At 45.6% G+C, this 26,866-nt stretch carries 20 protein-coding genes; 9 read left to right on the top strand and 11 right to left on the bottom strand.

Annotated features, from left to right (window positions below):
- Positions 1-52 precede the first annotated feature (52 nt).
- Positions 53-1,465: an MDR family MFS transporter gene (locus VIB_RS06730; RefSeq protein ID WP_004395214.1), complete on the bottom strand. Its 1,413-nt coding sequence runs from the start codon at positions 1,463-1,465 to the stop codon at positions 53-55.
- A gap of 200 nt (positions 1,466-1,665) precedes the next feature.
- Between VIB_RS06730 and VIB_RS06725 the strand changes: the two genes are divergently transcribed.
- Positions 1,666-2,568 (top strand): LysR family transcriptional regulator, encoded by a 903-nt coding sequence (locus VIB_RS06725; protein ID WP_004395213.1) that lies wholly within the window; start codon positions 1,666-1,668, stop codon positions 2,566-2,568.
- Positions 2,569-2,674: 106 nt separating this feature from the next.
- On the opposite strand, the gene VIB_RS06720 is transcribed toward VIB_RS06725, so the two are convergent.
- Both VIB_RS06720 and hrpA read right to left on the bottom strand, forming a co-directional pair.
- Entirely contained in the window at positions 2,675-3,154 is a 480-nt protein-coding gene (locus tag VIB_RS06720) for an outer membrane beta-barrel protein (RefSeq protein WP_004395212.1), read from the bottom strand.
- A gap of 180 nt (positions 3,155-3,334) precedes the next feature.
- Positions 3,335-7,258, bottom strand: coding sequence for an ATP-dependent RNA helicase HrpA (gene hrpA, locus VIB_RS06715; protein ID WP_004395211.1), 3,924 nt, complete (start codon positions 7,256-7,258; stop codon positions 3,335-3,337).
- 230 nt (positions 7,259-7,488) lie between these two features.
- Here hrpA and VIB_RS06710 point away from each other — a divergent pair, with 230 nt between their 5' ends.
- Both VIB_RS06710 and VIB_RS06705 read left to right on the top strand, forming a co-directional pair.
- Positions 7,489-7,836: a VC1380 family protein gene (locus VIB_RS06710; protein ID WP_004395210.1), complete on the top strand. Its 348-nt coding sequence runs from the start codon at positions 7,489-7,491 to the stop codon at positions 7,834-7,836.
- Positions 7,837-7,970: 134 nt separating this feature from the next.
- Positions 7,971-8,420: a tellurite resistance TerB family protein gene (locus tag VIB_RS06705; RefSeq protein WP_040904279.1), complete on the top strand. Its 450-nt coding sequence runs from the start codon at positions 7,971-7,973 to the stop codon at positions 8,418-8,420.
- Positions 8,421-8,557: 137 nt separating this feature from the next.
- Here the strand turns inward: VIB_RS06705 and VIB_RS06700 are convergent, their stop codons facing one another.
- Entirely contained in the window at positions 8,558-10,633 is a 2,076-nt protein-coding gene (locus VIB_RS06700; protein WP_004395208.1) for a methyl-accepting chemotaxis protein, read from the bottom strand.
- Positions 10,634-10,747: 114 nt separating this feature from the next.
- On the bottom strand, positions 10,748-11,278 hold the full coding sequence (locus VIB_RS06695; RefSeq protein WP_004395207.1) for a 3'-5' exonuclease: 531 nt from the start codon (positions 11,276-11,278) through the stop codon (positions 10,748-10,750).
- A 309-nt stretch (positions 11,279-11,587) separates the two neighbouring features.
- On the opposite strand from VIB_RS06695, the gene VIB_RS06690 reads away from it, so the two are divergent.
- The 3 genes from VIB_RS06690 to VIB_RS06680 are packed head-to-tail and all read left to right on the top strand — an operon-like array spanning position 11,588 to position 16,985.
- Positions 11,588-12,220 carry a DUF2760 domain-containing protein gene (locus tag VIB_RS06690; RefSeq protein WP_004395206.1) on the top strand — a complete coding sequence of 211 codons (633 nt, stop codon included), beginning with the start codon at positions 11,588-11,590 and terminating at the stop codon, positions 12,218-12,220.
- Entirely contained in the window at positions 12,220-14,121 is a 1,902-nt protein-coding gene (locus VIB_RS06685; RefSeq protein ID WP_004395205.1) for an Hsp70 family protein, read from the top strand. The genes VIB_RS06690 and VIB_RS06685 overlap by 1 nt, the downstream gene beginning before the upstream one ends.
- 59 nt (positions 14,122-14,180) lie before the next feature.
- Positions 14,181-16,985, top strand: coding sequence for an Hsp70 family protein (locus VIB_RS06680; protein WP_004395204.1), 2,805 nt, complete (start codon positions 14,181-14,183; stop codon positions 16,983-16,985).
- Positions 16,986-17,079: 94 nt separating this feature from the next.
- Here the strand turns inward: VIB_RS06680 and VIB_RS06675 are convergent, their stop codons facing one another.
- From VIB_RS06675 to copM, 3 genes are all read right to left on the bottom strand, one after another.
- The gene (locus VIB_RS06675) at positions 17,080-18,465 is read right to left on the bottom strand and encodes a heavy metal sensor histidine kinase (protein ID WP_004395203.1); all 1,386 of its coding nucleotides are present in this window, start codon (positions 18,463-18,465) and stop codon (positions 17,080-17,082) included.
- Positions 18,462-19,139 carry a heavy metal response regulator transcription factor gene (locus VIB_RS06670; RefSeq protein ID WP_004395202.1) on the bottom strand — a complete coding sequence of 226 codons (678 nt, stop codon included), beginning with the start codon at positions 19,137-19,139 and terminating at the stop codon, positions 18,462-18,464. The genes VIB_RS06675 and VIB_RS06670 overlap by 4 nt, the downstream gene beginning before the upstream one ends.
- A 148-nt stretch (positions 19,140-19,287) precedes the next feature.
- The gene (copM, locus tag VIB_RS06665) at positions 19,288-19,662 is read right to left on the bottom strand and encodes a CopM family metallochaperone (RefSeq protein WP_004395201.1); all 375 of its coding nucleotides are present in this window, start codon (positions 19,660-19,662) and stop codon (positions 19,288-19,290) included.
- A gap of 909 nt (positions 19,663-20,571) precedes the next feature.
- Here copM and VIB_RS06660 point away from each other — a divergent pair.
- From VIB_RS06660 to VIB_RS06650, 3 genes are all read left to right on the top strand, one after another.
- Positions 20,572-22,314, top strand: coding sequence for an ABC transporter transmembrane domain-containing protein (locus VIB_RS06660; RefSeq protein WP_004395200.1), 1,743 nt, complete (start codon positions 20,572-20,574; stop codon positions 22,312-22,314).
- Between the two features lie 2 nt (positions 22,315-22,316).
- Positions 22,317-24,086 (top strand): ABC transporter transmembrane domain-containing protein, encoded by a 1,770-nt coding sequence (locus tag VIB_RS06655; protein WP_004395199.1) that lies wholly within the window; start codon positions 22,317-22,319, stop codon positions 24,084-24,086.
- Between the two features lie 234 nt (positions 24,087-24,320).
- Positions 24,321-24,866, top strand: coding sequence for an MSHA operon transcriptional regulator (locus tag VIB_RS06650; protein ID WP_040904276.1), 546 nt, complete (start codon positions 24,321-24,323; stop codon positions 24,864-24,866).
- 101 nt (positions 24,867-24,967) lie between these two features.
- Here VIB_RS06650 and VIB_RS06645 read toward each other — a convergent pair whose 3' ends face one another.
- The 3 genes from VIB_RS06645 to queE form a co-directional block, all read right to left on the bottom strand.
- A complete protein-coding gene (locus VIB_RS06645) occupies positions 24,968-25,192 on the bottom strand; it encodes a hypothetical protein (protein ID WP_004395197.1) in 225 nt (74 codons plus the stop codon).
- A gap of 119 nt (positions 25,193-25,311) precedes the next feature.
- Entirely contained in the window at positions 25,312-26,010 is a 699-nt protein-coding gene (gene queC / locus VIB_RS06640; protein WP_004395196.1) for a 7-cyano-7-deazaguanine synthase QueC, read from the bottom strand.
- 11 nt (positions 26,011-26,021) lie between these two features.
- A complete protein-coding gene (gene queE / locus VIB_RS06635) occupies positions 26,022-26,696 on the bottom strand; it encodes a 7-carboxy-7-deazaguanine synthase QueE (RefSeq protein WP_004395195.1) in 675 nt (224 codons plus the stop codon).
- Between the last annotated feature and the right edge of the window lie 170 nt (positions 26,697-26,866).

The following is a 26,866-nucleotide window of genomic DNA, read 5'->3' as shown; positions in this document are numbered from 1 at the left end:
CAACACCGATTAGTGTTAAGCGCATTGGTTAGCATCAAAAAAGTGAATAACCCTACTCTGTGGCTGGTGCCTTAACGGTTAATGCATCACGACGCAGCTTGAGAATAGTCAGTAGCATGGTACAAAGCGCTAAAATACTCATCCCGATATAAACCAAGCTAAACCCTTGAGCGAGTATATGACTCGCGACTTGCGCTTGTTCAGCGCCATGTTCACTGACTGTCACGTCTTGGGGAACTCGTAGATAGAATAACGCCGAGCAAAATGCCACCCCTAATGCCCCACCTAACTCACGACCAAAGTTAAATAACGACATACCAATACCACGATCGCGAGCAGGTAACACACTTTGCACGACCACACTGAGTGCAGGCAAGGTTAAGCCAAGTCCAATTCCTGCAAAACCGAGCGCGAAATTAACCCAAATATCATAGTGAATTTGCCATAGCGCAACCATCGCCAAAGCAAAACCTAACGCTACCAATAATTTATAACGAGCAAACTTAGCAACTAACTTACCGCCAACATACGCGCCCGCCGTGATACAAAACATAAAAATTACCATCACGACGCCACTTTGTGATGGAGAAAGCCCTTTCTGCCATTGCAGTTGTAAAGGTAAATAAACTAGCAGCGCAAACATCAACATTTGCGATCCCATCACTAACATAATGGCGGTTAAGTAGTTGGGCAAACGCGCTAAGCGAGCGGGTAAAATAGGATCGCTAACACGTTTTTCTACTAATACAAGCATGACAAGGCTTGCCAATAAAATAAACGCCCCCCAGCCATTCGGCATAAACGAGTGTGATGAAAGCAACAGCAGCAACATGGTAGTGGCGATCATCAATAATCCGGCACCAAGCCAGTCAAAGCGGCTATTACGGCGTTTATTCAAGTGGCTGAGGTAACGATTAACCATCCATAATGCCACCAAGCCAAGAGGCAAGTTGATTCCAAATACCCAGCGCCACGTTAAATGATCGGCAAAATAACCGCCTAATAGTGGCCCTGCAATACTCGATACCGCATACACGGCAGAAATATAGCCTTGATATTTACCCACTTCACGGGCAGGAATCGAATCAGCAATCACGGTAAAGGCGAGCGCAATTAAGCCACCACCACCAATACCTTGAATCACGCGCGCACCAATTAAACTCGGTAAATCAATCGCAAACGTACAGAGTGCCGAGCCAATCATGAAAATGACAATGCTGATATTGAGCATGCGTACCCGACCAAATAGATCGCTCAACTTACCATAAACGGGTAGCACTGCTGTCGCGGCCAATAAATAAGCGGTAATCACCCAAGTAAGGGATTTTCCAGCTGATAACTCCTGACCAATCAAAGCCAAAGGTGTAGTAACAATACTTTTTTCTAAAGAGCCTAAGGCAATCACTAGTGCGACGCTGGCAAAAACAATTTTCGGGTTGGATGAATAAGTCGAATCGGTTGACATAAATCCTCTGGTATTAAACGATACCAATACAACATAACGTGATGGGTAAGTGATCAGCGAATAAGCGCAGAGGATGCGCCGCTTCGGTAACTCAAGATTGAAGAAAGCGCAGCCTATCGCGCATCACGATAAGATAACTGAATATCATTCTATCTAAAATGGGATAGAATGGGATCGTCAATTGCAAATATGGGATTATGATGAAATTAGACGATCTGGCGCTTTTTCTTACGGTGGTACGCTGCGGCAGCTTCGCCTTAGCCGCTAAGCAAAAAGCGCTCTCCAGCAGCACTCTGAGTCGCCGAATTCAACAATTAGAGCATGATATGGGCAGCATCTTGCTGATCCGTAGCAGTAAAGAAATTGTTTTAACTAAAGAAGGTGAACAGTTATTTGAAACCTATGCCGAGCTCTTCGCTGAAATCGAATCGAAACAAGAAATCGCCTTACGTGCCAAACAAGAATATCGTGGCACGATTGTCATTAATGCACCGATTATCCCCTTACGTCATCAACTGAGCCCACTTGCATTAGAATTTTGTCAGCAACATCCCAACGTTAATATCCATTTTCAGGTCGGTGCGGGCATGGATTACTTCACGCGTCACGATATTGATATCGCTTTGCGTTTTGGTCCTCAGCCTCATTCCGATTGGGTCGCTCGTAAGCTAGCCAATAATCCATCGCAGCTCTGCTCGACTCCCAGTTACGCCGCTACCTTAACCTTAAATCACCCTGAACAGTTGCAAACATTACCGCTACTGACGCTGAATACCAAACAGGCTTGGGTGTTTAAGCATCGGCTCACAGGAGAACAATTTCAATTTACCCCCCGAGCTCGCTTAAGTTCAGAAGAGTTAGATACGATTTTACAAGCGACACTCCTAGATATGGGAGTCGCTCGCTTACCGAAAGGATTGATTAGCCAAGAACTGACGCAGCAGCAATTAGTTCCTCTATTGCCAGAATGGGATATAGAAGGGGCTGATGTTTATTTACTGCACCCTCAACGGCGATTCTTACCAGAAAGGACCCAAGCTTTTATTGACTACATTAATGCACATTGGCCAAGAGTGGCGTTCAGTCATTGGTTAAATACATAATTGACGAGAATAAAACGCCCTTGGAGAAAAACAAAACCTCCAAGGGCGTTATCAATGGTTTATCAACTGAGCGATAAACCGATTTAGCGACTAACCGCTAAAGCGATTATAGAAAATGGAAAGTCGCGTTAAAGGAAAGCACACTGACATCTTTCTTGTCGAGCGTATAACGATGGTAACCCGCGCCTACCGAAAAAGGACCCATAATAAAATATTCAGCGCCTACGCCATACATGATATCGAAACCATCATCATCTTTATTGTTGTTGATTTCTGTTTTCCATGAATGGATACCACCACGCGCATAAATATGTAAAGGACCAAAATCAATGCTTGGCTTTAGTGCGGCATACATGGTTGAAGCAGAGGTTTCAATACCGTTAATTTTAAAATCGCCTAATTTTGTGTAACCACCTTCAACCGCAAAAAATGGCAGAATTCCGGTTCCAACATGCAAATTATAAGCCGTACTGCTATCACCACGGTAATCAGATTGGCCAACCGATGCACCAGCGTAAACCAAAGCATCTGCCATTGCTGCAGAAGAGGCTCCCAATAGCGCGAGGGCAAGTAACGTTTTTTTCATAATTAACCTTTTGATAGTTGTCTGGCCGCTGCTGCTAAGCCAATGTTATGCATTACCGGAAATTATAGAATCATCTTCACCGCACCTCAAGGAACGAAAGGACAGATAGTGAATAAAGATCAATAATATATCCGCTTATCATTTGAAGTCACCGCCTGATAGCGGTGACTTGCAGCTTGCCTAACAGGCATCAATCGCTTGTTTGACTCGTTTATCCGAAATCGGATAAGGCGTACCAAGTTGCTGAGCAAAATAACTTACTCTTAGCTCTTCAATCATCCACCGGATCTCTTTGACCGATTCAGGCACAGCAACCCCTTTCGGAATTTTATTCAATAAGGTCTTGTATTCGTTAACCACCGATTCAATTTTCAACATATGCAAGCGATCTTTATTGGGATCAACCGGCAGCTTTTCCATCCGCCTTTCAATCGCTTTCATGTAGCGCAAAATATCCGCTAGTTTTTTCCAACCACATTCGGTGGCAAAACCTTTAAAAATCAGCCCTTCCATTTGTGCTTTGATATCCGATAAAGCAAAAGCCATCGTGAAATCGACTTTACCTTTCAAACGCTTATTAATGTTGTACGCGGTGGTTAAAATGGTTTCTACTTGCTGGGCAATCTCGACCACCGTATCGCCCAGTTCAGCGCGAACATATTCTTTCAGCGCTTCAAAGGCTTCTGGCTGCCAAACCATGCCCCCATGCTGTTCGATAAGCTTATCAACGCCACAGGCAATACAGTCATCAATTAAATCCAGCACTTTACCGTAAGGGTTAAAATACAAGCCAAGCTTGGATTTATTAGGCAAGTTACTGTGTAAGTATTTGATCGGTGATGGCACATTAAGCAAAATTAATCGTCTTTGTCCGGCTTGCATCGCAGTTTGCTGCTCACTTTCCGTTTCAAATAGCTTAATTTCAATGCTGTCTTTATTATCCACCAACGCCGGATACGCTTTAACCTCAAAACCGCCGCGTTTCTGCTGGTAAACTTTCGGCAGCTCACCAAACGACCAAGTGTGGAGATCTTTCTGCTCAATATCATCATCCGCCACTTGCGATAAGGTTTCTTGAACCTTGGCTTTCAAGCTTTCTTTCAATGCGTATAAGTCTTTATCTTCATTGAGTTTCCGATGACGGTGATCCACTACCCGATAAGTCACTTTTAAGTGATCGGGCACTTGCTGCCAATTCCAATCTTCACGCTGGATAGCCACGCCTGTCATCCGCTTAAGCTCTTTTTCCAGCGCATCCAGTAACGGCATTTCCAATGGCGTGACGCGCGCTAAAAAGGCATCAGCATAGTTTGGCGCTGGTACAAAATTCTTACGCAGCGTTTTCGGTAGCGATTTAATCAAACTGACCACTAATTGATGACGTAAACCCGGAATTTGCCAATCAAAGCCTTGAGGCTCAATTTGGTTAAGGATCGGCAGTGGGATATGCACCGTAACACCGTCACTATCAATACCCGGTTCAAACTGGTAACTGAGCTTTAATTTAATTCCGTTTTGGTGCCAGAAATTAGGGTAATCGAGTTCAGTGATATGGCTGGCATCACCTTTAACCAGCATCTCTTTTTCAAAATTGAGTAAGTCTGGGTTATCATGGCTTGCTTTTTTCCACCAAGCATCAAAATGACGTCCTGAGACCACCTCCGCGCCAACTCGTTGATCATAAAATTGGAACAGCTCTTCATCATCCACCAAGATATCTCGGCGACGAGATTTATGCTCTAACTCCTCGACCTCAAGTAACAAAGCGCGATTTTGCTTAAAGAAAGCGTGTTTGGTTTGCCAATCACCTTCCACTAAAGCACTGCGAATGAAAATCTCGCGGCTCAATGGCACATCAATCGCCCCATAATTGACCGCTCGTTTGGCAACGATAGGTACGCCATAAAGAGTCACTTTTTCATACGCCATCACCGCAGCACTTTTCTTCGACCAATGTGGTTCGCTGTAACTGCGTTTGATCAAGTGCTTAGCAAGAGGCTCAATCCATTCCGGTTGAATTTTGGCGACAATCCGCGCCCACAGTTTCGAGGTTTCAACCAATTCTGCCGACATCACCCACTTTGGCTGTTTTTTAAATAAACCAGAAGCTGGGAAGATATTGAATCTTGCATTACGAGCCCCTTGATACTCATTTTTTTCAGCGTCTTTACTGCCGATGTGTGACAGCAAACCCACCAAAATGGCGCTGTGCAGACTGTCATAATTGGCCGGCTGATCGTTGAGCTTATAATCCATTTCACGCATCGATTGATGAATTTGGAAATAAACATCTTGCCACTCACGAACGCGCAAATAATTTAAATAATCCTGTTTACATTGACGACGAAAAGCATTGCTATTCAAGGCCTTTTGCTGCTCTTGTAAGTAATGCCACAGATTGATTAAGGTAACAAAATCCGAGTCTTCATCGACAAAACGGCGATGTTTTTCATCTGAGGCTTGCTGCTTATCACTCGGCCTTTCTCTGGGATCTTGAATCGATAACGCTGAGGCAATGATCATCACCTCTTTTAAGCAACCGAGCCGCGGCGCTTCCAACACCATTCGCGCTAAACGTGGGTCAATCGGTAAACGAGCCAACTGACGTCCAATCGTGGTCAGGCGTTTTTTCGGGTCGCTGATCTCAGGGTTCATTGCCCCCAACTCTTCCAGCAAGCGAACCCCATCTTGGATATGGCGTTTGTCTGGCGCTTCCACAAATGGGAACGCCTCGATATCGCCTAAGCCTAGCGCGGTCATTTGTAGAATGACTGACGCTAAGTTGGTGCGCAGAATTTCCGGATCGGTAAACTCAGGGCGAGATAAAAAGTCCTCTTCTGAGTACAGACGGATACAGATCCCCTCTTCGACACGCCCACAGCGCCCTTTACGCTGGTTAGCACTGGCTTGAGAAATCGGTTCAATCGGTAAACGTTGCACCTTGGTACGATAGCTGTAACGGCTGATCCGCGCGGTACCCGGATCAATAACATACTTGATCCCTGGCACCGTTAACGAGGTTTCCGCCACGTTGGTGGCAAGTACGATCCGCCGGCCGCTATGAGGTTGGAAAATCTTATTTTGTTCGCCAGAGGATAAACGGGCATACAAAGGAACAATCTCTGTATCCCGTAACTTACGTTTTGCCAACGCATCGGCAGTGTCACGAATTTCCCGTTCACCATTCATGAAAATCAGGATATCCCCTAAACCTTCTAGGCATAGCTCATCCACCGCATCAAAAATGCCTTCGAGTTGATCGCGATCGCTGTCCGTTTCTGTCACTAGTGGACGATAACGCGTTTCCACAGGGAAAGTTCTCCCTGACACTTCAATGATCGGCGCATTAGCAAAGTGTTTCGAAAATCGCTCAGGGTCAATGGTTGCCGAGGTGATGATCACTTTAAGATCGGGACGACGGGGTAATAACTGACGTAAATAACCGAGAATAAAATCAATGTTTAAACTGCGCTCGTGAGCTTCGTCAATAATGATCGTGTCGTACTGATTGAGATAACGATCATGTTGAATTTCTGCCAGTAAAATACCGTCAGTCATTAATTTGATTTGCGTTTGTTCAGAGATTTGATCGTTAAAACGCACTTTATAACCAACGACTCCGCCGAGCTCACACTGCATCTCTTCGGCAATACGATTAGCCACCGAACGAGCGGCGAGTCGACGGGGTTGCGTGTGGCCAATCAGCCCATATTTACCACGTCCAAGTTCAGCGCAAATTTTCGGTAACTGAGTGGTTTTACCTGAACCGGTTTCCCCAGCGACAATCACCACTTGATGCTGCTCAATTGCTCGCGCAATATCATCCCGCTTTTGACTTACCGGTAACTGTTCTGGGTAATCAATCGTGATTTTTTGCGCTTCTCGCTGTGAAACCACCATCATTGAACGAGCAATATCCAGCGCTATTTCATCAAAGACGGCTGTTCTTGCTTGTTCTTTCACAATTTTACTGGCACCGATGATCCGCTTATTGAGACGAAAACGGTCTTTTATCAAACACTGTTGCAACGCTTGTTGCAGTGACTTGACAGTATTGGCTTTTGCCATCGTGTTTTTTTCTGAGTGAGGCTGTGACTGAGTCAAAGCGTTACCTATTCTTTTCTTTGCATAAAATTAGCCGAATTGTATCACAAACTTGTTGGTCGATCGGTACTTCGTATTGAGCCAATCCTGCTGATTCGGCTCGGTAACCAGTAAAGAAATGTATTTCGATGATTAATTGTTCGTTTATGGCCCATTGCATACAAGAAGGTTTAGTTTTATTGTCATTTGGCCGCTAAAATAGAAAGATACCTAACTAAGTAGAAAATACTGTGAAAGCTTCTGAACTGAAACTAAGACTTGATGACCTGCCTGCTGATTGTGACCCTGAAGTCGTCATGGGAGAACTTTGGCTGCCCGAACGTTTAGTCGGTACTCAGCACGATAACGATATGCTGTTTTTACAATTTGATAATGCTCCAGAAGAAGGTGAAGGCGAGGAAGAGGGTCGCGGTTTTGTTCAGCATGAAATCAATCTGATCCGTGAACGTATTACTCAATTACTCAATGAACCCAATCCACAGAGCGTTCAAGTTGAAGCTTTAGTCGCCCTACTGCTGCTTGCCCATGAACAAAGCAGTTCGGAGTTTGTAGAAATGATCAGTGACTGGGAACTGTAAGCGTTTAACTCTCTCAACGCTTGAATAAGCACCTTCTCTGCGCCATTTTCTACAACAATAAGGGAACTGTGGCAGCGTTTTATCCTCCAATCATTAACGTTCACTGGTACCGTATATAGAGAAAGGTATTTTTTATGTTCAATACTATTACCGCCTTATTTAAACAGCTCCTCGACGGGCACGATCTAAGTCAACCTTCTCCTAGCCCTAATTTTGCAATCGCTTGTTTATTGAGTGAGGTCGCCGGTTCAGATCAAAAAATAACCCCCACAGAACGACAAGCGAAGCTAGCCTTACTGCAACGTTTACTTGCAATAGACGACAGTGAAGCACAAGCTTTGATTAGCCGTGCTGAGCAACAAATACGTCAATCGGCATCATTGTATGAATTTACCTCTCAGCTACGAGAATTAACCCAAGGCAAACGATTTGAGTTAATAAAAGCGATGTGGGAAGTTGCCCATGCGGATGGTGAGATTGATCCACTAGAAGATGCGGTGATCCGTAAAACGGCTGAGTTATTGTACGTTGACCACAGTCAGTTTATTCGCGCAAAACTGATGGTTGTTAATCCAAAAAAATAAAGCGAAGTTCTCGAATTAACGCGACCTTCGCTTGATGATTTATTTGTTTGCTGTTTTTACTTTCTTTAATGTTGAATTCCACGATGACCTTGATGGGAGCGAAGCAATACACCCATCAAGGTCTCCAAGACCGTTCGTTAGTATTTAAACTGATTTAAACGCGAGCTCACCGCACTCACTCGATTCGCTGCATCACGGCTCTCTTGATCGGCGGCGCTGGCACCATGATCAATTTCATTCGCCGCATCATTAATCGCCACAATATTACGATTCACCTCTTCAGTCACCGCCGCCTGCTCTTCTGCTGCGGTGGCGATTTGGTGGGCCATGTCTTGAATACGCTCACTTTGTGCGCGCACTTCTTTTAAAGCATCGACAGCACGTTGTGATAACGCTTGGCAGTTATTACTCTGCTCACGACTTTCATTCACCGTGGCCACCGCTTTTTTACTGCGCTGACGTAAGGTATCGATCATGGTTTGTATTTCATCGGTGGACTGCGCAGTGCGCGTGGCAAGGTTACGCACCTCGTCAGCCACTACGGCGAAGCCGCGTCCTTGATCACCAGCACGCGCCGCTTCAATCGCTGCGTTTAATGCCAATAAGTTGGTCTGCTCAGAGATGGCTCGAATGACATCCAAGATTGACCCCACTTGCTCACTTTGCGCTTCCAGCTCTTCTATCTCTTGCGCAGATTTAAGAAGATCATTAGCTAAACGTTTCAAGCCTTCGGCACTTTGTTCTACTTCGCGCTGGCTTTGGTTAATTTCTTGCTGAGCTTGAGTCACGGCGCTGGCCGTCTCTTGAGCATTGTCGGAAACACTGTGCGCGGTAGAAGACATTTCATTGGTTGCGGTTACCACTTGCTCTATTTCTGCTCGTTGATGCCTAATTTGATCGACGCCCTGTTTCGCATAAGAAGCCGAACGCTGCGTGCTTTCCGTTAAGCCATCCATTTGCTGAGCGACATCAGAGACTATCGATCGAACGTTACCGACAAAGGTATTTAAATGATGAGCCAATTGCCCGGTTTCATCACGGCGATCAATTTTAATGGTTTGGGTTAAATCACCTCCAGATTGGGTGAGTTTTTCAACCAAACCAACCAGCTTTTGAATCGGACGGCTGATTGATAATGCCATGACCCACATGGCGATAATACCTAATAAGATGAGTAAACCACCGACCCAAAGCTGACCTTGTAGATTAGCGGAGAAACCTTGATCTAATTGCTGGGAGATCACAGCGGCCTGAGCTAATGCCACAGAAACCGGTAATATCACAATCACTTCCCAGTTATCATTCACGCCATGAGCACGAAACTGCGCTGATGCGATCACTGAATTATCTTCAATGCGGCTTTGTCCAACCACCCGCTTACTGATCAACTGAGCGACACCTGTCTGTTGAAGAGCTTTACCAACATTCGCGGCTTCAGAGCTGTCTGCACTCACGATATTTTTCGGGCTAAGGATGAGGACTCGCGCTTGACGATCAATATGTTTTTGGGTGTCGGCAGCAATGCGTTGCAGGAAATTTAACGAATAATCGACACCAACCATCCCCGCCGCTTTACCATTAACCATCACAGGAGAAACAAAAGAACTCAACAAGGTTTGTACACCTTGGATATCGTAACTTGCAGGATCAATCACGCAATTTCTGCCCGTTTCGATGGGGCATAAATACCACTCAGAATTACGCACGCCTGTCGAAGAAACGGTTTTATCGTACATATTACCTAATGGACGCATCCCTAGTTGCCCCGAAGCCGAGCGATTCCAGTAGGGGGCGAATTGACCATTATCTTTGCTATGCGGTAAGCCGAGCGAAAAAATATCATCACCATCGAATTGATGCGCTTCCCAACCGGTATAAATACCTAGCAAATCGGGATGTTGAAGAAAAACACTGCGTAACATCTCAGTGACCACTTCACGAGAAGGACGCTCACCTTCTAAGCTACTCGATAATGACTGTGAAATGAGCATCGCTTGGTCAAAACGACTTTTCACTCCTAACGCTTCTTGCGTTGCAATAAGCTGCATGTTTTGTAACGCTTGACGGCGCAGCTCTTGATCGACCTGTTGATTAACGGAAGCCGATAAAATTTGACTGCTATGATAACTAAAACCAATCACCGCAAGGGTGATTGATAAAAGAGCTAACACACTAAAGGTTAAAACCTGTTGGCGAATACTGGTAAATTTCATCCTGATAACCTTACTTATCCATTGATTACTACCAGTTTAAGTCAGATTTTTCCTTTGAGCATTGTCATCGCGTTTTTATTGAGATATTTGCCATATAAATAGATCGATGAATGTTTAAAACATCGTTAATGCCAGTTTTGCCAGATTGTAAGCATCGACATAACCGGAATGCTGACGTCCTTCCCAATCAATACCCTGTGCTTCTTGCGCCGCTCGATGCCCGATCCGTTTATCTTTTAAACGATGTTGAAGACGATATAAGGTCGCTAAGTTGATGCATTCGTGGATCGGCATAGGCAGACCTTTTTGCGCGCACTCTTTGGCTAAGATCAAATCGTCTCTTCCCCAACACGCATAAATTTTCTTACTGCCACCAAAGTTTTTCACCATCGACCGCAACACATCGGCAAGGGGGCGGCCTTGTTTAGCCACTTTACGCGGAGTAATCCCCGTTAGTTCAACGCAAAACTCAGAAATTTTATCCTGCTCGGGTTGAACATAATATTGAGCACGCTTGACGATTTTACCCGCCGTAAGATCGATTTCAGCCAACCCCACTTCGATGATCTCTCCGGTAGTGCCTACGCCGTTCTCATTCCAGCAACACATTTCGAGGTCAAAACACACCACTCGGTTGTAATTCATTCGTTTATTCCGTGACTGATTGTCAATAAACCACAAATACTACCCAACTCTCTGCCAAAACTCGACGATTAAACCGTAGCACCACGATTGGTTGCCGCAATTTTAAAACGATTGTCGACAAACTCGGCAAATCACCACGTTGAGCGCTTAAAAAGCGAACGAATAGTCGCACTCTCACCCTGAAAACACCGATTTAACCATGCCTCATCGGTTGAATATGCTAATATCTGCCCTTATTTATCAAGCTATTCTGATCATCAAAATACTGCACCACGCTGTATTTGTTAGACCTAATATTGAGAATTCATCATGAACTTCGATTTAAGCGCTATACCAACCACCGTCGACATGCTCCATGCTGTCCTTACTATTTTCAGCTTATTTGCTCTGTTATTACTGATTCTTCGTAAACCGCGTGTGATAGAAACCATCGTTGAAAAGCCGATTGAGAAGATCGTCGAAGTGGAAAAACCGGTGGAGAAAATTATTGAAGTCGAAAAGATTGTTGAAGTAGAAAAAATCGTCGAAAAAGTGGTCGAAGTAGAATCCAAGCTTGCCACCACATCCACTGACTCGGCACTGCAATTGCTGGCCATTTTGCAAAAAGAAGCCCGCTTCATTGACTTTTTACAAGAAGAACTCAGCGCATTCTCTGACGAAGAAGTCGGTGCAGCGGCTCGCGTTATCCATTCGGGCGGTCAAAAAGTTCTCAAAGAATACTTAACGTTAGAGCCAATTCGTACTGAAGAAGAAGAGACCCGCATCACCGTTGAACAAGGGTTCAACTCGCAAGCGATTCGTTTGATCGGCAACGTGACCGGACAAGCACCGTTTACTGGTACGTTGATCCACAAAGGGTGGAAAGCCAGCGCACTACACTTGCCGAAACTGGCCGAGCATTATGATCCCTCAATCATTGCCCCAGCAGAGGTGGAGCTATAATGGAACATCAACACGATCTCTCCACGCAACCATCAGCAACTTTTAGTGTCGGTATTGATTTAGGTACGACTCACTGTGTGCTTGCCTATAGTGATACACGCAACGAACACGCGAGTGTGCAAGTGATGCCGATTCCTCAGCTCAGCGCACCGGGTAGCGTCGAATCGCTCAATCAGCTTGGTTCTTTCGTCTATCAACCCCATGAACACGAAATGAATCCAGCGTCTCGTGTATTGCCATGGACAGATAAACCCAATGCCTTAGTAGGAGCGATTGCCCGCAACCTTGGCGCTAAAACACCGATTCGCTTGGTGGCCAGTGCGAAATCTTGGTTATGCCATGGCGGTGTGAATCGTCGTGAAGCATTTTTACCTGCTGGCAGTCCCGAAGAAGTGGAGAAAATCTCTCCCCTACGCGCCACCGAACTTTACCTTGAGCACTTAAAACAAGCGTGGGATCACACTCATCCCGAACATCCGCTCTGTGATCAAGAAGTAACCATCACCGTACCCGCCTCGTTCGATCCGGCAGCGCGAGAGCTCACGGCTGAAGCGGCGCGGAATATTGGCTTAACCCATTTGACCCTACTCGAAGAGCCTCAAGCCGCACTGTATAGCTGGATCGATAATAGTCATGATCAATGGCGTGATCAGGTCAATGTCGGCGATATCGTACTTGTGGTGGATATTGGGGGTGGTACTACCGACCTATCACTGGTTGAAGTGACCGAAGATGAAGGAACACTAAGTTTACAACGCATCGCCGTCGGTGAGCATATTTTGCTCGGTGGCGATAATATGGATCTCGCTCTTGCCTACCACTTAAAAATGAAGCTGGCCAAAGAAGGTAAAGATCTACAACCTTGGCAAGTGCAAGCGATGACTCACGCTTGCCGCGATGCCAAAGAAGCGTTATTGAATGATAGTCAACGACAAGCGATGCCGATTGTTGTGCCAAGTCGCGGATCCAAACTGCTCGGTAGCACCTTGAAAACCGAGTTAACACAAGATGACGTTCAGCAAATGCTGATTGACGGCTTCTTCCCGAAAGTGACGATTAATGATCATCCGCAGCAACGTAGCCGTGGCGCATTAACCCAAATGGGCCTACCTTATGCGCAAGATGCGGGTATTACTCGCCATATTGCCGCGTTTCTTGCCAAACAAGCCAACGCAACCACAGAGGCAACAGACCAAGAATTCAATCCGTTTCTTGGTGGCATGCCCGGCCAATCATCACCGTCAAACGCTTTTATTAAGCCAACCGCGATATTGTTTAATGGCGGAGTGTTAAAATCCTCTCTCTTAGCTGAACGTTTGCAAGACACCATTAATCAATGGCTAGTCGAAGCCAACGCCCCAATCGCTAAACGCCTGACGGGTGTTGACTTAGACTTAGCCGTTGCCAGAGGTGCCGCTTATTATGGTGTGGTTCGCCGCGGTCAAGGGGTGCGTATTCGTGGTGGTATAGCTTCGAGTTACTACGTGGGTATTGAAAGTGCGATGCCAGCAATTCCCGGTATGGCTCCGCCAATGGAAGCACTCTGTGTTGCACCGTTTGGTATGGAAGAAGGCTCTAGCGTCGACGTCCCCAGCCAAACTTTTGGTTTGGTGATTGGTCAACCGGTTAACTTCCAGTTTTTTGGCTCAACAACTCGCCGTGACGATGCCGCAGGCACCCATCTGGATCATTGGCAAGATGACGAATTAGAAGAACTACCGGAGATCCAAGTCACTTTACCGGTATCAGAAGGCCGTCGCGAAGGTGAAATTGTCCCTGTCACCTTAGCTGCACGAGTCACTGAGTTAGGAACGTTACGCCTTGAGGCCATCGCCGCTGATAATGGCCAAACGTGGCATGTTGAATTCAATGTCCGTGAAGAAGCGCAACCGACCGCTTAGTCATCCATTACAAAAACGGCACTTTCAGAGTGTCGTTTTTATTCATGAAAAGGGTTGTCATGACATCTCCTCGTTTTCTGGTGGGCATTGACTTAGGCACCACCAATACTGTCGTTGCTTATTGCGAGCTAACCACGGATTTATTACATTCACCCGTGGCTTTGTTCGAGATCGATCAATTAATTGGGCCCGGTGAAGTGGTGCGTAGACCGTTATTGCCTTCTTTTCGCTATCACCCAGCAGCAGCGCAAGTCAACGCCGCCGATCTTACCCTACCTTGGGAACATCAACCGGTCAGTGGCGATCTTCCTCAGGTAATCATTGGTGAATGGGCCCGAGCGCTCGGTGCCAAAGTCGAAGGTCGCCAAGTGGTGAGTGCCAAAAGCTGGCTGTCTCATCCGAGTGTCGACCGACACTCCGCCATTTTACCTTGGGCTGGAGCGAGTGATGTCGATAAAGTCTCACCAGTGATTGCCAGTGCGAGTTATCTCAACCACATCCGTCAAGCGTGGAATCACCGCCATCCGGGAGATCGGTTAGAAAATCAAGAAGTGGTAGTCACCGTGCCAGCCTCATTTGATGAAACAGCCCGTCAACTCACCCTCGATGCTGCGCAATTGGCAGGTTTATCTACCATCATTTTATTAGAAGAGCCACAAGCCGTTTGCTACGATTGGTATACTCGTCATTCCGCTACCGCCAGTGAGCAACTGAGCGAAGTCCCTTTGATTTTAGTTTGTGATGTCGGCGGCGGCACCACCGATTTGAGCTTAATTGAAGCCAAACACCAGCAAAGTTTAATCCTCAATCGTGTTGGTGTCGGTGAGCACCTCATGCTCGGTGGTGATAACGTAGACCTCGCCCTCGCCCATCTTGCGGAACAACATTTCAATACGAACCAAAAGCTGAGCGCTGCAAGCCTGAGTAAATTGATTCAACAAACACGGCAAGCAAAAGAGCAACTGCTGTCTACCAATCCCCCAGACAATGTAAAAATCACCCTATTAGGCAGTGGATCTAAATTGCTCGGTGGCAGTAAAAGCGTCTCGCTCACTCGCCAAGAAGTGCATCAGATTGCTTTAGAAGGATTCTTTCCACGGTCTGAATTTTCACGGCTGCCTGATAAGCGGCGTCGTGCGGTGGTCGAATTTGGCTTGCCCTACGTCGCTGACCCTGCAGTGAGTAAACATGTCGCCGAATTTCTTCACCAGCATCAATCTGTTGCGCTATCAGCACTCAATCAGCTCGATACCACACAGCCAGCAATACCCGTTGGGTTGCTGCTCAACGGTGGGGTTTTTAATAGTCCATTAATTACCGAACGTCTTACCCAATTGCTGACCGATTGGCGAGGGGCGCCAATAACCGTATTAGATAACCCTCACCCTGATTTAGCCGTAGCGCTTGGTGCTGTCGCGTTTGCCAAGGCTCGACGTGGTGCACAGCTGAAAATTGGCGGCGGATCTGCTCGCTCGTATTTTTTACATCTTCCCGAAAAGAATCATTTAGGCAAAGCATTGTGTTTACTCGCTAAAGGCAGTGAAGAAGGGCAAGAGATCCGCTTAACTGGTCGGCGCTTCTCGTTAACGTTAGGCGAGCCTGTCCGTTTTAACCTTCTTACCTCCAGTTACGATACGATTGATGAAAAAGCGCCAATACAAAATGGGATGCTGATCAACATTGAACCGGAACGATTTACGCCTTTACCGCCCTACATTACCAGCCTCGAAGGTGAAGGGGCCGTTTTACATGCCAACCAAAAAGAGCGCATTGAAGTACAACTGGCCTGTCAGCTAACCGAAGTTGGTACATTGAAAATAGAGTGTGTTCACGTCGACGATGAAAGTAAACGCTGGGCATTAGAATTCGAAGTTCGTCAGCAAACCGAAGCGATGCAGCAACCAGCCTCTCTTCATCCTCGCTTATCGGAATGCAAAGCTTTAATCGCCCGTTTGTACAGCGGTAATACCAAAAGTGCAGCGAATAACGAGATAAAAACCTTAACCAAAACCCTTGAGAAACAACTGGGCAAACGCGATGAATGGGATTTCACCACCCTGCGCCATTTATTTGATGTATTAGCCCAAGGACGTAAACGTCGCCGTCGCTCAGAAGCACACGAAAAACATTGGCTACGCTTGGCTGGGTTTACATTACGTCCAGGTTTTGGTGATAGCACCGACCCATGGCGCATCGATCAGGTATGGGGTCTCTATCAGCAAGGTATTCAGTTTCAAAATCAACAAGGTTGGAGCGATTGGTGGGTATTTTGGAGGCGAATTGCAGGGGGATTAAACCAAAGCCAACAAGAGCAAATTCTAGCCGACATTGCCAAATACTTGCATCCCGGCGCGATGAAAAACCCACAAACGGCGAAAGCAGCGCAAGAGATGGGCTACGAAGCGATGGTGCGCCTTGCTGCATCGTTAGAACACCTGGATGTTGAAGATAAAGTTCTGCTCGCGTCTTGGTTTTTGAATAAAGCCCTCAACCAAACCAACTTCGCTCAGGCTCACTGGTGGGCATTTGGCCGACTTGCCTCACGCAGTCTATTTTATGGCAGCCAACACACCGTTATTGCGCGAGAACAAGCAGAACAATGGTTACCCACTCTGCTTGAGCAAAACTGGCAACAAGAACCAATGATTGCTTTTGCCACCGTGATGATGTGCCGTAAAACGGGTGATCGCTTGTTTGATATTAGTGATTCCATGCGTCGCGATGTGTTAAGCAAACTGAAACACAGTAAGGTTCCGGATGCATGGGTAGCTCTGGTCGATAGCGTCAGTGAGCTTTCTGCCAGTGAGTCAAAACGTGTCTTTGGTGATGCTTTACCGTATGGCCTACAGCTGATTGAACATTAATCGTCAGTTGTAACGAAGGTGTTGATAGACTTTAAGATCGATAAAGGACAGTCACGGTAGCTGTTCTTTATTATATTGGTATTTTCACCGCTAGTTATGGATGAGCGGGGAGCCGTATCGTGAATGTCGTTTGCTGGGGATCAGACTCCAGTATAATCTCACCTTGATGAGCCTCAACGATTGAACGGGTAATAGAAAGACCGAGACCAGAGCCATCGCCTTGACGTAGACGAGAAGGATCGCCTCGATGAAAGCGCTCAAACACCAAGGGGATATGATCGCGAGGGATTGGCTCTCCCGGATTACTCACTAGAAGGTGAACCTGATGATTAACCCTTTTTATCGTCACCGTAATCACGTGTTCAGCGGGAGTATGTCGAATCGCGTTAGATAAAAGATTAGACAGTGCTCTTCGTAACATTAAGCGATCACCGATCACGGAGCCCTTACCGACCAACTTCATCGTTAAGCCCTTTTCTTCTGCCAAAGCTTCGTAAAATTCAAACAGAGCGCGCACTTCTGATTCAAGTGCAACATTTTGCTCAGGTTTCGGCAGCATGCCATTATCAGCCTTAGCCAAAAACAGCATATCAGCAATCATCCGGGCTAAGCGTTCAAATTCTTCTAGGTTAGAATGTAAGGCTTCTTGGTACTCCTCTGCCGAGCGAGAGCGTGATAACGCCACTTGTGTCTCGGTCATCAAGTTGGAGACTGGTGAGCGTAACTCATGAGCGATATCGGCAGAAAATTCATTCAAACGACGAAACGACTGTTCGAGACGCTCTAACATGCCATTAAAAGCTTGCACCAGTTCTTGTATCTCGCTGGGTGCCTCTTCTGTTGATAACCGTTCCCCAAGGCTATGTGCCGATAATCGCCTTGCTGTACCAGCAATCGTTCGCATTGGCGCTAAGCCTTTATGGGCGGCCATCCAGCCGAGCATCGCCGCAAATAACGTTGCAATACCAATCCCGATGCCTAATTGTAAGCGTAGGGTATTAAGAAAATGCACGTGATGAGAGATATCTAACCCGACCAAGACATTAACGTCGCTAAGCTCTGGTAATGACACAGAAAACTGAGTGGCGATACCAATAAAATCCGCCCCAGAGGCATCGCTCCATTTGAGAAAAGGTTGCTTAGAGGTGACTAAATGAGTCTTAATCGGCTCAAGGTGTTCAGCACGCAGAGCATATTGCCATTGCTGATCGGCAATAGCGATCAAAATGGCAACATTATCATGCCCTACAAGGATCTCATTGATTCGGGGCGATAAGGTGTCAAGTGAGTGATGAGAATTCGCCGTCGATAGGAGTCTTTCTACAGTAGCCAGCTTGGTTGCTAGCTCATGGCTATCTAATTCATCGAAATGGAGGGACACTGAGCGCTCAATTAACACGCCCATGATGATCAATAGTCCACCCGCCATCAGAGCAAACAACACCGCCAGTCTAACGGTTAGAGATTGCGCCAATTTCACGTCTCGTCAACCTCAAGCACGTACCCCATTCCTCGAACAGTACGAATTAACTTTGGCTCAAAGGGGTCATCAACTTTCGCTCGTAAACGACGCACAGCCACTTCAATCACATTCGTATCGCTATCAAAATTCATATCCCATACCTGAGAAGCAATAAACGAGCGCGATAAAACTTCACCTCGTCGGCGCAATAATAACTCTAATAAAATAAATTCTTTCGCTGTTAAATCAATTCGTTGTCCATTTCGTATCACTCGACGTTTCACCAGATCAAGCGCTAAGTCTGCTGCCTGTAAGTGATCGATCTTTTGCGTTTTCCCTCTTCTCGATAAGGTCCGAACTCGAGCAAGCAATTCGGAAAAAGCAAAAGGCTTGATGAGGTAATCATCAGCACCCAATTCAAGCCCATGCACACGATCTTCAACGGCATCCCGCGCGGTCAAAAACAGCACCGGCATATGATATTCAGCACGACGAATCGTCTTTAACACACCCCACCCATCCAGTCCCGGCAACATAACATCCAATATTAAGAGGTCATACTCTCCTGTTAATGCCAGATGTAATCCATCAATGCCATCACGTACCAGATCAACCACAAAACCGGCTTCACTTAACCCTTGCTGTAAATAATCGCCGGTTTTCTTTTCATCTTCTACGATCAAAATTTTCATCATTCGCTACTACAGTTCAGGACAGGTGGCGTTATGTTCTCGTAAACACCAAACGATAACAATACTTAACGAGAACATTGTCGAAAAGGATCGTATCACTAGGGTCTGTTGACCACACAAACAGACCCTAAGCATAAGCTTTAACGAATTAGTTAAGGCCTCGTTCCGCTAACCATTGTTGCATCATGCTAATTTCCTCTTCTTGTGCTGCAATGACCGCTTGCGCCAAAGCACGAATTTTAGGATCGCTACCGTGCTCTAATACCACTTTCGCCATCTCAACCGCACCTTCATGGTGAGGGATCATTCCGCGCACAAAATCCACATCGGCATCACCGGTAAAATTGATATTCATGGCTTGGTGCATTTGATCATTAATGGCCTGATAAGCCGCAATCGACGCTGATTGTGCCGATGGGGCAGCCATCTTTGTATGGTGTTTGGCATGTCCATCGGTGGCCGCAAAAGTCACGGCACTAAACATCACCAAGACACTGGTCAATAACCCTACTTTACGTAACATAAATACCTCGATATAAACGTAATGAAAATGTTGCCATTGCCTGACAACTCAACATTGATCACAACCCAAAGTACAATCTGCTTTGGTCGCTGGAACAAACTAATCATAGTCTACGCTGCCTGTCAGTAACATGACCTGAAGATTACATTCTTGTCATCTATACCCAAACGACTTGGAGTTGCAGGTAGGCGGCAAGTGACTGACAAATTTGTCTGGAACAAATTTGAACAGCCGTAGGCTGGCCTTTGGTGAGAGCCACGGATGGCTCTCATCATCCCCATGAGCGTAGACAAACGATGTGATTGGGGTGAACGAACGTAGCCAACACCGCTACAGATTCAAGTAGGAAAGGGATAACGAGTACCTAAACTCATCATTAAGCGTCACTGCCGTGATTCACAGTATTAGAAAGAACACTCTACAACCGACTAACACTCTATAAAACTGGATGCATTCAGCATAGACGAGGATATTTCGGCATAAAACCACTTTTTATTCACTGTTTTATGCCGTTTTTTAACATTAGTAACAATTGAACTTGTATTAATTGAGCATCGGTTAATAATAGTCAGTTCAATCACCCCGAGCGGCTTTAGGTGGCAAACGGATCATCCGTTCATCGACCACGATAAGCGTAGATAGACATAAGTAATGTGACTACCGTGGTGAAAGCATTTAATGACGCAGAACATTGAAAGAGAAAAAGAATAAATAAGACGTGTAACAATCATTCTATCGTAACTTACTGATTCCCAATACTCTACCCACTCGCGATTGATCGCCATTCCCTCTCCTTGAGCCATAGCGTTTTACAGGAAAGGAAAGTTTTTGAATCTCGGCGTTATCAAGTCATCAGGGAAGAGAATATCTACGATACCTCAAACGCCATCGAGAATTTAGGAGAAAGTTGTGAAAATATTTTGGCATTTGCGCTGGTTTTTTAGACTACGCTGGCAACATTATTGTGGTTCTATCTTACTGTTCGTGCTCATTTCAACCATGCAACTTATTACCCCCAAAGCCGTTGGCCATATTGTGGATGGTGTCGTCGACAACACTATGACGCGTAATGAAGTATTGCAATGGCTGGGTGGACTCTTGGTGGTTATTCTTATCATCTATGGTTGTCGAATTCTCTGGCGTATTTGGTTATTTGGTGCCAGTTTTGAACTGGGCAGTATTCTGCGTAACCGTCTTTATCAACACCTATCACACCAGCCGCCACGTTTTTTTGAACGCTATAAAACCGGCGATCTCATGGCGCGTGGCACCAATGATGTGAAAAATATTGTTATGACGGCAGGCGAAGGTGTGCTTACCGCGACAGATTCACTGATCACCGGTATTGCTGTACTGATCATTATGAGTACTCAAATCAGTTGGAAACTAACCCTAATGGCACTATTGCCTATGCCCTTTCTTGGATTAGCGATTTTTTTCATTGTTCGCATTCTCCATCAGCGCTTTAAAGTCGCTCAAGAAGCTTTCTCTGATATGTCTGACATGACTCAAGAGTCATTAAATGGCGTGCGTATGTTGCGAGCATTTGGCCTAGAAAGCCAAGAACAACAGCGCTTTGAAAGAATGGTTAACGAAACTGGCGATAAAAATATTGCCGTCGCTCGTGTCGATGCCCGTTTTGATCCCGCGATCCAGTTGGCGATTGGTTTATCATTTTTTATCAGTATCAGCGTCGGTGCCTATCTGGTTGATCAACAAGAAATTAGTCTAGGTGATCTCACCGCGTTCACTATGTATCTCGGCCTGATGATCTGGCCGATGTTAGCATTTGCGTTTTTATTTAACATTTTAGAACGCGGCTCTGCCGCTTGGGATCGCTTGCAAGAGGTACTCGACCTTGCGCCGAGCATCATCAGTGGTGATCATGCATTACCAAACGAAGCTCAGCCACTAACAATCCATATCGAACAATTTCACTGGGATGCACAACTTCCCGCGGCTTTGGAACAGTGCCATATTCATCTTAAACCCGGTGCGATGTTGGGTATTGCTGGCCCCGTGGGTAGTGGTAAATCGACCTTAGTCGCCTTACTACTGCGGCAACAAGAGTTACAACATGGAGAGATTCGTTATGGTGATGTGTTGATAAAAGAGGCCAAATTGGATCAATGGCGCAGTAAATTTGCGGTGGTGAGCCAATCGCCTTTTCTTTTCTCACGTTCGATATTTGACAATATTGCCCTAGGTTGCCCTACCGCCACTCAAGAAGAGGTTTACCAAGCAGCGAAACTGGCTTGTATTCATGACGATATTTTGAAATTTCCAGCAGGTTACGATACCGAGGTCGGAGAAAAAGGCATCACGTTATCCGGTGGACAAAAACAGCGCATAGCGATCGCGCGTGCGATGTTATTGAATGCCGAAATATTGATTCTCGACGATGCGTTATCAGCGGTGGATGGACGCACTGAACATACCATCTTGCGTAACCTTGCAACGAGTAACCAGCAGCAATCTTTGATTATCATTGCTCATCGCTTAACCGCTTTAGAGAAAGCCGATGAAATCATTGTCCTTAATCACGGGAGAATCGCCGAACGCGGTCGACATCAACGCTTGCTGACCAATCACGCTTGGTATGCCGAGATGTACCAATATCAACAACTGGCTCAAGCGATTGAGGGAGAATAAACATGAGAAAGCAAACCATAAAACGCCTGTTTACCTACCCTCTATCACAACCCAAGCCGATGATGATTGGCCTGTTGTTTCTGTTTATCGCTGCCGTAGCGAATGCAGGGGGGCCTTGGCTTATCCAACACTTTATCGATGAACACATTGCTAAAGGGGATTATTCGCAGCAAGCGTTAACTCTATTAGCAGCGGGTTATCTTGGTCTTACCCTGTGCTCAGCGCTGTTTCAATATCTGCAAAGTATTCAATTTAATATTGTCGCCACAGGGGTGATCAAAACCATTCGTAAACAGGCTTTTAATCGTGTCCTTCGACAGCCGCTGTCAGCCTTCGATTACACGCCAACCGGTAAGTTGGTCTCACGGTTAACCAACGATACTGAATCGCTGCAACAGTTTTATGAATTACTGATCGCTTCGGTGGTTAGAAATATCGTGATGATCTCCGTCATGCTGGTCGTAATGTGGCTACTTAGCTGGCAACTCACGCTGGTCGTGCTGGTTCTTTTACCCGTGGTTATAGGGTTCATGTTACTTTTCCAAAAACTCAGCACTTCAGCTTATCGAGTAATGCGTGATTTACTTACTGACATCAATGGCAACATGAGTGAATCGATTCAAGGCATGAGTGTGATTCAGTTAATGCGCCAAGAACAACGTTTTAACCAACAATTCAAACAACTGACCGCCGAACATTTCAATGCCGGTAAAAAAGTGATCACCTTAAATGGTATTCTGCTTCGTCCATTAATGGATCTATTGGCTGGCATTGCGTTATTAACCTTAGTGGCTATTTTTGGTTTTAGTGGCACTGAGTTAATCGGTGTTGGCGTGCTTTACGCGTTTATTAGCTATCTCGGACGAATTACCGAGCCGCTAATAGAAATGACTCAACAACTAGCTCTATTACAGCAAGCCTTAGTTGCCAGTGAACGAATTTTTGAGATGATCGATGCGCCACAACAAACCTATGGTGAAGATACTCGACCACTGGCCAGTGGTGCCATCTGTTTAAATAATCTCTCATTCAGCTATGACGGAACACAAACCGTACTCAAGCAGATTAATTTGACTATTCCTCATCAGCACTTTGTGGCTTTAGTTGGCCATACCGGTAGTGGTAAAAGTACCATCGCTTCGTTATTGATGGGCTTTTATCCGGTGGAACAAGAGACATTATTGATTGATGGCAGAGCGATTCATGATCTCGATAAAACCGTATTAAGAAAAGACATTGCCATGGTGCAACAAGACCCACATGTTCTACCGTCATCAGTGCGTGATAACATTGCTCTTGGACGCAAAATCAGTGATGAGTCAATTTGGCGAGCGTTACATCAAGTCGGACTGGCTGAACAGATTCAGCACTATCCCGAGCAATTAGACACTCAATTAGGGCAAGGTCAAACCAATCTCTCCGCCGGACAAAAACAACTGCTCGCGATGGCTCGTGTCTTAGTCGCTAAACCTAAAATACTGATCTTAGATGAAGCGACAGCCAATATCGATTCAGGCACAGAAGCATTAATACAGCGTAGCCTCCATGCGTTACGCCATGATATGACCTTAGTGGTGATTGCCCACCGCCTATCAACCATTATGGAAGCCGATAAAATTGTTGTTTTGCATCATGGTGAATTGGTCGAACAAGGCTCACATCAAGAATTACTGGCTCAAAAAGGACGTTACGCGCAAATGTATAAAATGCAGCAAGTGGGTGAACACCTGCGTGATATTGAGCACCAAACACCGCTCGAACCCGTTTGCTAATCCTATACCGCTTCGTAAACAGAACGAAGCGGTATATCGCACCTCTCTCAAGTAATGATAAAAAATCCCTTCGTATCTCATGCCTACGAGGATCCCTCTCATTAATGATAAAATACTCGCTATCTCATCCATGACTACGGTATGATGCGCGGCTGTCATGATGACTCACCGTTCAGCTCTAAGCCCCATTAGCAGGATAGATCACCTTAAGTAAAGCAGTTGTATGATATGTCTATGAACGCCGATAAATTTATGAATGTGTTTCGCCTACCAGGCTCAATACAAGTTCGTATAGGTCAATGGCAATCGACCTTTCGTGGAACCTCCGATATTGTTTTACACCAAGCGCTAACGCTACGTAACCAACAGTATCATCAAGCTAATTTTTTGCCTCGTGGTTGGTGCTTAACCCCATTCTCTACCGAGGATATTTCTATCACCCATCACGGCAAATACATCCAAACGACAATGCTCACCATGATCGACCGAAAGGTGACTTATAAGCGAATTTATCTGTCTCGTTTACCTCTTGAACAGGCTGAGCCAGCTTTACGTGCGTTTAAAGCCGAATGGATTAAGCAATACAACATGGTATTGAGCAAATACAATCAGCAACAAAAAAAGCAGTTTATGCGGTTTGCGCAAGAAGAGCTGGAAACGCTCTATCCATCGATCCCCAAAGGACAATTTAACTCGGTATTATGGAACCGCATAGTGCGTTCAGAATTCGGCTCTGAAAACAAACAGACCAATCCCTATTTTGTTAAAGCCTCTCTGTAACTAAGCCGTTAGGAACTAAGCCGTTAGGCGACAAAAAGGTAGCATGATCAATAAAGAGTCAGTAAACCACCCAGCCCTAACTGGCTGAGTGGAATAAATGGTTAGTGTTGTACACCGGAAGGGTTATGACTAAATTCGGTTTGTTGATAAATATCCGCCAGCGCTTTGACTTTGTTGGCTCTGGCTTTTCGACGCCGTTTAGGTTCGAACTCTTGCTCAACGTGTTTTAACGTTTGCTCGTGCTCTTTGGCTGATTGAATGAACTCAGGGTTTGATATCGCCTGTTGGCGTAGGCGGTTAACGCGTTCTAATGTTTCCCACAACATAGAGACCTCCTTACCACTGGTTATATAACCAGCATAGCTCAGCCTCTAGGCTTGTCAAGCGTAAACACTGTCATTATACACAGTATTTACGCTCTTTTACGCTTAAAACACTATCTTGATCACCCTTTATCGATGGTGTGCTTACTGAACAAAAATTGGCTAACCGATTGAGGGTGCTGTAAATATTGATTCAAACCGGCTTTACGAAGCTCACAAGCCGGACAAGTCCCACAGCCATCCCCAATCATGCCGTTGTAACAGGTCAGCGTTTCGTTACGCACTAAATCCAAAGCTTGATACTGATCCGCTAACGCCCATGTTTCTGCTTTATTCAACCACATTAACGGAGTACGAATGGTTAATTGGCGATCCATACCTTGCACCAAAGCGTGGTTCATCGCTTTGACAAAATCATTTCGACAATCCGGATACCCTGAAAAATCGGTCTCACACACCCCAGTAATGATCGTATCAGCACCAATTTGGTAAGCGTAAATACCCGCTAAAGTCAGAAACAAAATATTTCGTCCCGGGACAAAGGAATTCGGTAAACCGTTTGCCTGCAATTCATGAGAGACCGGAATATCATCACGAGTCAGTGAGCTGATCGCCAATTCATTAAGCAAGCTGACATCCATCACTTTGTGTGCTTTGACACCTAATTTGAGTGCTAATTGCTGAGCAACTTCAATTTCAAGTTTATGTCGCTGCCCATAATCAAACGTAATCGCATGAACTTCATCAAACTCTTGCAAGGCTTGCACTAAACAGGTAGTTGAATCTTGCCCACCACTGAATACCACGACCGCTTTATTCATGTTGGATTCCTTTAAGCAATATTTAAGTATTTATGGGTTTGAATCGATAAACGCCAGTTACGGGTAATACAAGTCTCTATACATAACTGGGTTGCCCGTGGTTTTTGACTGATCGGCTGCAAAGCAATAATGGTATCAGGGCTTATCGCTACTTGTGCTAATAAGGCCTCTAACTGTGCGATGTCTTTTTCTGTACCCACTGGATGCTTGATTTCATTGGCCCGTTGTAGTGCTGACGGCACAATCGGTAACTTACCTTTCATCGCGATTTTCGGTGACACGGTCACCCAAGTCTTCGCACTGGCTTTAATCTCAAACGTACCACTGGTTTCAATTTGACATTGACAGCCAATCGCTTCAAACGCTTCCGTCAAAGGGACAAGATCATAAAGACAAGGCTCGCCACCCGTGATCACAATATGTTTGGCGGTGTAGCCTTGCTGCTGATACTGAGCGACGATCTGCTCCGCAGAGCCTTGACACCATGTTGGACTATCGCCTTGTTTGACAATAATTTGCTCGAAGCTACGCTGATCTTGTGGCTCAGCATCCCAAGTTTGCTTAGTATCACACCAAGCACAACCAACCGGACATTGTTGAAGACGTACGAATACCGCTGGGACACCAGTGAAGACGCCTTCCCCTTGGATGGTTTCAAATATTTCATTCACTTTGTACAAAGTCATTGGCCTATATTTGCGCTGATAAAACGTTAGGCCGCAGACCTTAATAGATGCTCAACTTGAGGTCAATTTAAACCCGCCGATCATCAATAATTTCTCGTTAAGGGCTCCGCTCCCTTCTTACTTGAACCGTTAGCGTTATTGACGAGGTTGATTCATCTACCTCAATCCCA

It is taken from the genome of Vibrio metschnikovii CIP 69.14, assembly GCF_000176155.1.
GTDB lineage: Bacteria > Pseudomonadota > Gammaproteobacteria > Enterobacterales > Vibrionaceae > Vibrio > Vibrio metschnikovii.
This window is presented reverse-complemented; position numbering and strand designations above follow the sequence as displayed.

Coding starts and splice junctions, on each gene's coding strand:
- VIB_RS06650 (WP_040904276.1), top strand. CDS start 24,321: ATGAACGCCGATAAATTTATGAATGTGTTTCGCCTACCAGGCTCAATA.
- VIB_RS06645 (WP_004395197.1), bottom strand. CDS start 25,192: ATGTTGTGGGAAACATTAGAACGCGTTAACCGCCTACGCCAACAGGCG.
- queE (WP_004395195.1), bottom strand. CDS start 26,696: ATGACTTTGTACAAAGTGAATGAAATATTTGAAACCATCCAAGGGGAA.
- VIB_RS06690 (WP_004395206.1), top strand. CDS start 11,588: ATGAACTTCGATTTAAGCGCTATACCAACCACCGTCGACATGCTCCAT.
- VIB_RS06700 (WP_004395208.1), bottom strand. CDS start 10,633: ATGAAATTTACCAGTATTCGCCAACAGGTTTTAACCTTTAGTGTGTTA.
- VIB_RS06680 (WP_004395204.1), top strand. CDS start 14,181: ATGACATCTCCTCGTTTTCTGGTGGGCATTGACTTAGGCACCACCAAT.
- queC (WP_004395196.1), bottom strand. CDS start 26,010: ATGAATAAAGCGGTCGTGGTATTCAGTGGTGGGCAAGATTCAACTACC.
- VIB_RS06730 (WP_004395214.1), bottom strand. CDS start 1,465: ATGTCAACCGATTCGACTTATTCATCCAACCCGAAAATTGTTTTTGCC.
- copM (WP_004395201.1), bottom strand. CDS start 19,662: ATGTTACGTAAAGTAGGGTTATTGACCAGTGTCTTGGTGATGTTTAGT.
- VIB_RS06695 (WP_004395207.1), bottom strand. CDS start 11,278: ATGAATTACAACCGAGTGGTGTGTTTTGACCTCGAAATGTGTTGCTGG.
- VIB_RS06705 (WP_040904279.1), top strand. CDS start 7,971: ATGTTCAATACTATTACCGCCTTATTTAAACAGCTCCTCGACGGGCAC.
- VIB_RS06685 (WP_004395205.1), top strand. CDS start 12,220: ATGGAACATCAACACGATCTCTCCACGCAACCATCAGCAACTTTTAGT.
- VIB_RS06655 (WP_004395199.1), top strand. CDS start 22,317: ATGAGAAAGCAAACCATAAAACGCCTGTTTACCTACCCTCTATCACAA.
- VIB_RS06725 (WP_004395213.1), top strand. CDS start 1,666: ATGAAATTAGACGATCTGGCGCTTTTTCTTACGGTGGTACGCTGCGGC.
- VIB_RS06720 (WP_004395212.1), bottom strand. CDS start 3,154: ATGAAAAAAACGTTACTTGCCCTCGCGCTATTGGGAGCCTCTTCTGCA.
- VIB_RS06670 (WP_004395202.1), bottom strand. CDS start 19,139: ATGAAAATTTTGATCGTAGAAGATGAAAAGAAAACCGGCGATTATTTA.